This window comes from Streptomyces sp. NPDC048483 (genome assembly GCF_040651455.1).
In the GTDB taxonomy this organism is placed as follows: Bacteria; Actinomycetota; Actinomycetes; order Streptomycetales; family Streptomycetaceae; genus Streptomyces.
In genome coordinates, this window is the sequence record NZ_JBEZJZ010000199.1 from 1 (window position 1) to 7,720 (window position 7,720).

At 71.5% G+C, this 7,720-nt stretch carries 6 protein-coding genes; 3 read left to right on the forward strand and 3 right to left on the reverse strand.

What is annotated here, in order from left to right:
* Positions 1 to 81 precede the first annotated feature (81 nt).
* The 3 genes from AB0D04_RS41685 to AB0D04_RS41695 all read right to left on the reverse strand — a co-directional run bounded on the left by AB0D04_RS41685 (position 82) and on the right by AB0D04_RS41695 (position 3,154).
* Positions 82 to 738 carry an MBL fold metallo-hydrolase gene (locus tag AB0D04_RS41685; RefSeq protein ID WP_362712630.1) on the reverse strand — a complete coding sequence of 219 codons (657 nt, stop codon included), beginning with the start codon at positions 736 to 738 and terminating at the stop codon, positions 82 to 84.
* Positions 739 to 747: 9 nt separating this feature from the next.
* On the reverse strand, positions 748 to 1,491 hold the full coding sequence (locus AB0D04_RS41690; protein WP_362712631.1) for a maleylpyruvate isomerase family mycothiol-dependent enzyme: 744 nt from the start codon (positions 1,489 to 1,491) through the stop codon (positions 748 to 750).
* 112 nt (positions 1,492 to 1,603) lie between these two features.
* On the reverse strand, positions 1,604 to 3,154 hold the full coding sequence (locus AB0D04_RS41695; protein ID WP_362712632.1) for an FAD-dependent monooxygenase: 1,551 nt from the start codon (positions 3,152 to 3,154) through the stop codon (positions 1,604 to 1,606).
* Positions 3,155 to 3,202: 48 nt separating this feature from the next.
* Here AB0D04_RS41695 and AB0D04_RS41700 point away from each other — a divergent pair, with 48 nt between their 5' ends.
* From AB0D04_RS41700 to uvrA, 3 genes are all read left to right on the forward strand, one after another.
* The gene (locus tag AB0D04_RS41700; RefSeq protein ID WP_362712633.1) at positions 3,203 to 3,913 is read left to right on the forward strand and encodes a TetR/AcrR family transcriptional regulator; all 711 of its coding nucleotides are present in this window, start codon (positions 3,203 to 3,205) and stop codon (positions 3,911 to 3,913) included.
* A 273-nt stretch (positions 3,914 to 4,186) separates the two neighbouring features.
* Positions 4,187 to 4,486, forward strand: coding sequence for a hypothetical protein (locus tag AB0D04_RS41705; protein ID WP_362712634.1), 300 nt, complete (start codon positions 4,187 to 4,189; stop codon positions 4,484 to 4,486).
* 191 nt (positions 4,487 to 4,677) lie between these two features.
* Positions 4,678 to 7,677, forward strand: coding sequence for an excinuclease ABC subunit UvrA (gene uvrA / locus AB0D04_RS41710; RefSeq protein WP_362712635.1), 3,000 nt, complete (start codon positions 4,678 to 4,680; stop codon positions 7,675 to 7,677).
* Positions 7,678 to 7,720 lie beyond the last annotated feature (43 nt).

Sequence of the window (7,720 nt, forward strand, 5' to 3'; positions counted from 1 at the left end):
TCCCCCACCCCCCCGTCTGCGGGGCCGGGGGGCGCGGGGGGGGGGCCCCCTACCCGTCCCGGCCCCCCCGACCGTGACGGCCTACCAGCCGCGCTCGCGCCACTCCGCCAGATGCGGCCGCTCGGCGCCGAGCGTGGTGTCGTCGCCGTGGCCCGGATAGACCCAGGTCTCGTCGGGCAGCCGGTCGAAGAGCTTGGCCTGGACGTCGTCGATCAGGCTGGCGAAGTTCTTGGCATTGCCCCAGGTGTTGCCCACGCCGCCGGGGAAGAGACAGTCCCCCGTGAACACATGCGGGGCGCCGTGCGGGTCGTCGTAGACCAGGGCGATGCTGCCCGGAGTGTGGCCGACCAGGTGGCGCGCGGTCAGTTCGACATGTCCGACGGTGATCGTGTCGCCGTCCTCGACCGGGACGTCCGTGGGGACCGGAATGCCCTCGGCGTCGTACCGCCCCGCGTACGTCCGCGCGCCCGTCGCATCGACCACCTCGCGCAGCGCGCCCCAGTGGTCACCGTGCTGGTGCGTGGTGACCACGGAGGCAATGCCGCTGTCGCCGATCAGCGCGAGCAGGGTGTGCGGCTCGGACGCCGCATCGATCAGCAGCTGCTCGTCGGTGGCCCGGCACCGCAGGAGATAGGCGTTGTTGTTCGTCTGACCGACCGCGACCTTCGAGATCATCACGTCGGTCAGCTCATGCACGTCGGCCGGTCCGCCGACCTTCACTGCTCCGCTGTAGCCCATGAAGCCACTTTAGAGCGGCGGGACGGCGGGCAGCGCAGAATCCGAACTCCCGAGTCCGTCCTCGTCGCCGCGTCCCGTCATCCAGCCGACCAGGTCCGCCGCGGCGCCGGTCACCACCAGGGGCGCGGCCCCGGCGTCCGACCCGGTGGCCGTACGCCCGGTGCGCCAGTGGCGGCCGTCGTGGGTCCGCAGCTCCAGGGCGGGCAGATCCGGGTGGCCGGCGAACTTCACCGTGGCCAGGAAGTCCAGCTCGGCGTCGACGAATGCGGGCAGCAGCCGGTCGAGGGTGTAGCCGACGCCCAGGTCGATATGGTGCAGCTCGATCTCGGCCAGCCGGCGCAGCGCCAGGCGGTCGGCCCGCTCGACGACGCCGTTGCGCATCTCGACCTGGTACGCCCAGCGGTCCGCCGGCAGCGCCTCGGCCGCCGCGTCGAAGCGGGCGGAACTCTCCCGCAGGTCCTTGAGATGGTCCGCCAGCGGTCGGTCGGCGTCCCGCTCGATGTCGGCGTTGCGGGCCGCGCCGCTTGCGTACATGGGAGTCGGGACGTCCGTACGCGCCCACGTGAGGAGGTTGACCAGGGCGTCCGCGTTGCGGGCGAGATGGGCGAGGACATGGCCGCGGGACCAGCCGGGGAGCAGGGACGGTTCGGCGATCGCCTCGTCGTCCAGTTTGCCGGCCGAGACCAGGAGCCGGTCGGTGGCCTCACGGACGGCGGATGCGTCGCGCGGGAAGTCTGGCGGGGTGTTGGTCATGCTCCGAAACTAGCGCCACTGGGGCGAGTTCGGGAGTCGTCCGGGGCCCACCGGGGCGTACGCGGGTGCCGGGGGAGGGGCGGGCGGCAGGCCGGAAACCGCCCGCCCCTCGTCAGACCGCCGCGTCGTGGGGCGTCCCGAACCACCGGCGCAGCGCGGCGTCGAGCCCGTCCGGCGGGTCCCCGGCGTCGGCCGCCCAGGCGGTGCAGCCGTCCGGGCGCACCAGCAGGCCGGTGAGGCCGGGCCGCTCGGCGCAGGCGGCCGTGTGCACCCGTACCCGGTCGCCGTACCCGGTGGCGCGCCTGCGCAGCTCGGGGTCGTCGGCGAGATCGAGCAACAGGGCCTGCCCGCCCAGCAGCTGGGCGGCGAGCCGGGTGCCGTCGGAGAATTCCAGGTCGGGCGCGCTGGCACCGGTCAGCGGATGGTCGCCCGGCAGGTCGTAACGCTGCCAGACGCCGGAGATCTTCTTGGCGAAGAAAGTGGTGGCGTCGACCGTGCCGGTCAGCTCCGCGATCACCTCGCGCAGCGCGCGGGCATGCGATTCCGGCCGCATCAGCGCCACTTGGGCGCGGGTCCACTCCAGCACCCAGGCGCCGATCGGGTGCCGCTCGGCGGTGTAGGTGTCGAGCAGCCCCTCCGGTGCCCGGCCCCTGACCGTGGCGGCAAGCTTCCAGCCCAGGTTCATCGCGTCGCCGAGGCCGAGGTTGAGCCCCTGGCCGCCGAACGGCGAGTGCACATGCGCCGCGTCACCGGCCAGCAGCACCCGCCCCGAGCGGTAGTCGGGCACCTGGCGGGCGTTGTCCGTGAAGCGGGTGGCCGAGAGCACCTTGGTGACCGTGACGTCCGGTACGCCGGAAACATGCCGCAGAGAGGCCTGCAGCTCCTCGGCGGTGACGGGCGCCGCGCGGTCCGCGGGCGGTCCGTCGAACTCCACGGTGAGGATCCGGCCGGGCATCGGGCCGTGGACATAGGTCCCGGTGCCGGTCCAGTTCCAGCCCGCCCCCAGGGCGCCGGCGCCGGTCAGCTCGACGATGGCCTGGTGGCCGGTGATCTCGGGGTCCGTACCGGGGAACGGGAAACCGCCCAGCCGGCGGACAGTGCTGCGGCCGCCGTCGCAGCCCACCAGCCAGCCGGTGTGCAGCGGGCCGTCCGAGGTGTGGATGCGGACGCCGTCCTCGCCGGCGTCGAAGCCGGTCAGCGTCACACCGCGGCGCAGCGTGACGCCCAGTTCGGCGGCGCGGGCGGCGAGCAGCCGCTCCAGGGCCTCCTGCGGTATCAGGCCGATGTCGCCGGCCGGGCCGCTCGCGCCGAAGTCCGGGTCCGACGCGTCCAGGAGGTCGCCGCGCAGCATGATGCCCGCGAAGTGACCGGCGAACTTCGGCGGCGGCTTCACCTCCGAGGCGCCGGCGGCCTGCCGCTGCCGCATGAACGAGCTGAATTTCCCGAGGGCGGCGCGCTGTACCTCCATCAGGTCGGGCAGCATCCCGCGCCGGTACAGGGCCTCCGCGCTGGGGGAGTTGATCGCCCCCGCCTTGATCGTCGTATCCACTTCGGCCAGCCGTTCCAGGACGACGACCGTTACGTCCGCCAGTGCGAGTTCGCAGGCGAGCATCAGCCCCACCGGGCCGCCCCCTGCCACCACTACGTCTGCGTCATGACTCATACGGTCAAGTGTAGTCACTAAAAATTTGTTCCGGCTAAAATTATGACCATGAGGGAAAAGGAACAGGGCGGCGACGGCCGTGCCGACGGCGAGGAGACCGGGTACGTCGAGGAGGACGGACGGCTGACGCTGCGCGAGCGCAAGAAGCTGCGGACCCGTCGGCGGATCTCCGGCGAGGCCACGCTGCTGTTCATCGAGCGCGGCTTCGACAGCGTCACGGTCGCCGAGGTCGCCCGCGCCGCCGAGGTGTCCACGATGACGGTCTTCAACTACTTCCCGCGCAAGGAAGATCTCTTCCTCGACCGGATCCCCGAGGGGCACGAGCTGATCACCCGCGCGGTCCGGGAGCGCGGGGCGGACCGGACGCCGCTCGCCGCGCTCCGCGGGCTCGCCCTCGACCTGCTGGCGCGGCGGCACCCGCTGGCGGGGGTGGGGGAGGGGTTCACGTACTTCTGGCGGACGGTGCTGGACTCGCCGGCGCTGCGGGCGCGGGGGCGCGAGGCGGTGGAGGAGCTCGAGAACACGCTGGCCGGGCTGCTCGCGGAGGCGGCCGGCGGCGGTTCCGCAGGGCGGCGCGGTGAGGCCGGTGATCCCCGGCTGGCGGCGGCGCTGATCGTTGCGGCGTACCGGGTCGCCTACGCGGGTGCCGCGGTCCGGCTGCTCGCGGGTGACCCGGTGGACGAGGTGGCCGCCGACCAGGTGGCGGTGCTGGAGCGGGCCTTCGACGCGCTGGAGCGGGCGCTGCCGGGCGGGGGCTGAGGGCGCCGGCGGGGCGCAGGGGTGCGCGCCGGGTGGTGCGCAACGGCGCGCACCGGCCTGTCCCACGACCAGGTGAGCACCTGCCGGTGACCTCCCCGGCGGCCCCGGCGGGGTGAGGCCGGATGAGACGGGAATCACTCGAAGACGCGGGTGAGAAGCCGGCCGGCGCGCCGTGTCCGGTTGACCGCGCCGTGTCCGGATGACGCGGAAGGGGGCGTGCGTCCGGTCACTCCGGGAGGCGTCGGGGCTGCCGCGAGACCCTGGGAGGTAACGATGGAGGAATTGGCACTCAAGGCGGAAGCGGACATGCGGCTGTATTCCGACCGGATGGCCGCGGAACTGGCGCGCAAGCGCCGCGAGAGGCCGGCGACGGACCGGGACGGTGCCCGCCGGTCCCCCGCGCAGGCCGACGAGGCACGTCCGGCCGGAGCTGCGGGCGCCGCCGACGAGGAGAGTCAGGGCCGGTCGACGGGGTGGGGCGGAACGGGTCCGGGGCGGGGCCCTGCTGTTGCCGGCGGCGTGGAGGCGCCGGCCGGTGCGGGAAGGTTGTGGGGCCGCCACACGTTTGGGTGAACAGAGCTTGCGCGTACCGTAAATCGAATGCACGTGCTATAGGCTCGTTATGGCATCACAAAGACAGTGCCGCGGCGGTCCCCATACCCTGGGGCGGGGGCTCCGCTCCGCTCCGCCGCCTCTGCTCGCTCACCGAGCGGCGGACGCAGAGCCGCGGCTCCCGCCCCTCTCCAAGAAAGGTGCCGACCGGCGTGGCCGACCGTCTCATCGTCCGTGGCGCTCGCGAGCACAACCTCCGCAACGTCTCGCTCGACCTCCCCCGCGACTCCCTCATCGTCTTCACGGGGCTCTCCGGGTCGGGCAAGTCCTCGCTCGCCTTCGACACGATCTTCGCCGAGGGGCAGCGGCGCTATGTCGAGTCGCTCTCCTCCTACGCCCGGCAGTTCCTCGGGCAGATGGACAAGCCCGATGTGGACTTCATCGAGGGCCTGTCCCCCGCGGTCTCGATCGACCAGAAGTCGACGTCCCGCAACCCCCGCTCCACGGTCGGCACGATCACCGAGGTCTACGACTACCTCCGCCTTCTCTTCGCCCGGATCGGCAAGCCGCACTGTCCCGAGTGCGGGCGGCCGATCGCCCGGCAGTCGCCACAGGCCATCGTCGACAAGGTCCTCGAGCTGCCCGAGGGCAGCCGCTTCCAGGTGCTCTCCCCGCTGGTCCGCGAGCGCAAGGGCGAGTTCGTCGATCTCTTCGCCGACCTCCAGACCAAGGGCTACAGCCGGGCCCGGGTCGACGGCGAGACGATCCAGCTCTCCGAGCCGCCGAAGCTGAAGAAGCAGGAGAAGCACACCATCGAGGTGGTCGTCGACCGCCTCACCGTCAAGGAGAGCGCCAAGCGGCGGCTGACCGACTCCGTCGAGACCGCCCTGGGCCTGTCCGGCGGCATGGTCATCCTCGACTTCGTCGACCTCGAGCCGGACGACCCGCAGCGCGAGCGGATGTACTCCGAGCATCTGTACTGCGCCCACGACGACCTCTCCTTCGAGGAGCTGGAGCCGCGCTCCTTCTCGTTCAACTCGCCCTTCGGCGCCTGCCCGGACTGCACCGGCATCGGCACCCGCATGGAGGTCGACCCCGAGCTGATCATCCCCGACGAGGAGCGCTCCCTCGACGACGGCGCCATTCACCCCTGGTCCGGCGGCCACACCAAGGAGTACTTCGGCCGCCTGGTCGACGCGCTGGCCGACGCCCTCGGATTCCGTACGGACATGCCCTGGGCAGGGCTGCCGGCCCGCGCCAGGAAGGCGCTGCTGCACGGCCACAAGACCCAGATCGAGGTCCGCTACCGCAACCGCTACGGCCGCCAGCGGGCCTACACCACCCCCTTCGAGGGCGCGGTGCCGTTCGTCAAGCGGCGGCACAGCGAGGCCGAGAGCGACAGCAGCCGGGAGCGCTTCGAGGGCTATATGCGCGAGGTGCCCTGCCCGACCTGTGAGGGCACCCGCCTCAAGCCGATCGTGCTCGCCGTCACCGTGCAGGAGCGGTCCATCGCCGAGGTCGCGGCCATGTCGATCAGCGACTGCGCCGACTTCCTGCGGGACATGAAGCTCAACGCCCGCGAGAAGAAGATCGCCGAGCGGGTCCTCAAGGAGGTCAACGAACGGCTGAAGTTCCTGGTCGACGTCGGCCTGGACTACCTCTCGCTGAACCGCGCGGCCGGCACCCTCTCCGGCGGTGAGGCCCAGCGCATCCGCCTCGCCACCCAGATCGGCTCCGGCCTGGTGGGCGTGCTCTACGTCCTGGACGAGCCCTCGATCGGACTGCACCAGCGCGACAACCACCGGCTGATCGAGACCCTGGTACGGCTGCGCGACCTCGGCAACACCCTGATCGTGGTGGAGCACGACGAGGACACCATCAAGACCGCCGACTGGGTCGTCGACATCGGCCCCGGTGCAGGTGAGCACGGCGGCAAGGTCGTGCACAGCGGCCCGCTCAAGCAGCTGCTGACCAACAAGGAGTCCATCACCGGGCAGTATCTGTCCGGCAAGCGCGCCATCGCGACGCCCGACCTCCGCCGGCCCGCCGACCCGGCCCGGCAGCTGACGGTCCACGGCGCGAAGGAGAACAACCTCCAGGACATCGACGTCTCCTTCCCGCTCGGAGTGCTGACCGCCGTCACCGGCGTCTCCGGCTCCGGCAAGTCGACGCTGGTCAACGACATCCTCTACACCCACCTGGCGCGCGAGCTGAACGGCGCCAAGTCGGTCCCCGGCCGGCACACCCGCGTCGGCGGCGACGACCTCGTCGACAAGGTCGTCCACGTCGACCAGTCGCCCATCGGCCGTACGCCGCGCTCCAACCCGGCGACGTACACCGGAGTCTTCGACCATGTCCGCAAGCTGTTCGCGGAGACGATGGAGGCCAAGGTCCGCGGCTATCTGCCGGGGCGCTTCTCCTTCAACGTCAAGGGCGGCCGCTGCGAGAACTGCTCCGGCGACGGCACGATCAAGATCGAGATGAACTTCCTGCCGGATGTGTACGTCCCGTGCGAGGTCTGCCACGGCGCGCGCTACAACCGCGAGACGCTGGAGGTGCACTACAAGGGCAAGTCCATCGCCGAGGTGCTGGACATGCCCATCGAGGAGGCACTGGACTTCTTCGAGGCGGTGCCGACCATCTCCCGGCACCTGAAGACGCTGCACGAGGTCGGCCTGGGCTATGTCCGCCTCGGCCAGTCCGCGCCGACCCTCTCCGGCGGTGAGGCGCAGCGGGTGAAGCTGGCGAGCGAGCTCCAGAAGCGCTCGACGGGCCGTACGGTCTATGTCCTGGACGAGCCGACCACCGGTCTGCACTTCGAGGACATCAGCAAGCTGATCACGGTGCTGTCCGGGCTGGTCGAGAAGGGCAACTCCGTGATCGTCATCGAGCACAACCTCGATGTGATCAAGACGGCGGACTGGGTCATCGACATGGGCCCCGAGGGCGGCAACGGCGGCGGACTGGTCGTCGCCGAGGGCACGCCGGAGGAGATCGCGTCGATCCCGGCCAGCCACACCGGCAAGTTCCTGCGGGACATCCTCGGCGACCGGGTCAGCGATGCCGCGACGGTGCCGGGGCAGGCGAAGAGGACCGCGGCGAAGAAGGCGGTGACCAAGGCGAATTCGACCAAGGTCAACGCCGCCAGGACGGCCGCCGCGAAGAAGACGGTGGCCAAGAAGGCGGCGGCGAAGGCCCGCCGGCTCTCCTGATGCCGAGCGGGGCGGACGTGCGGTCCACGGCCGGGCCGGACGG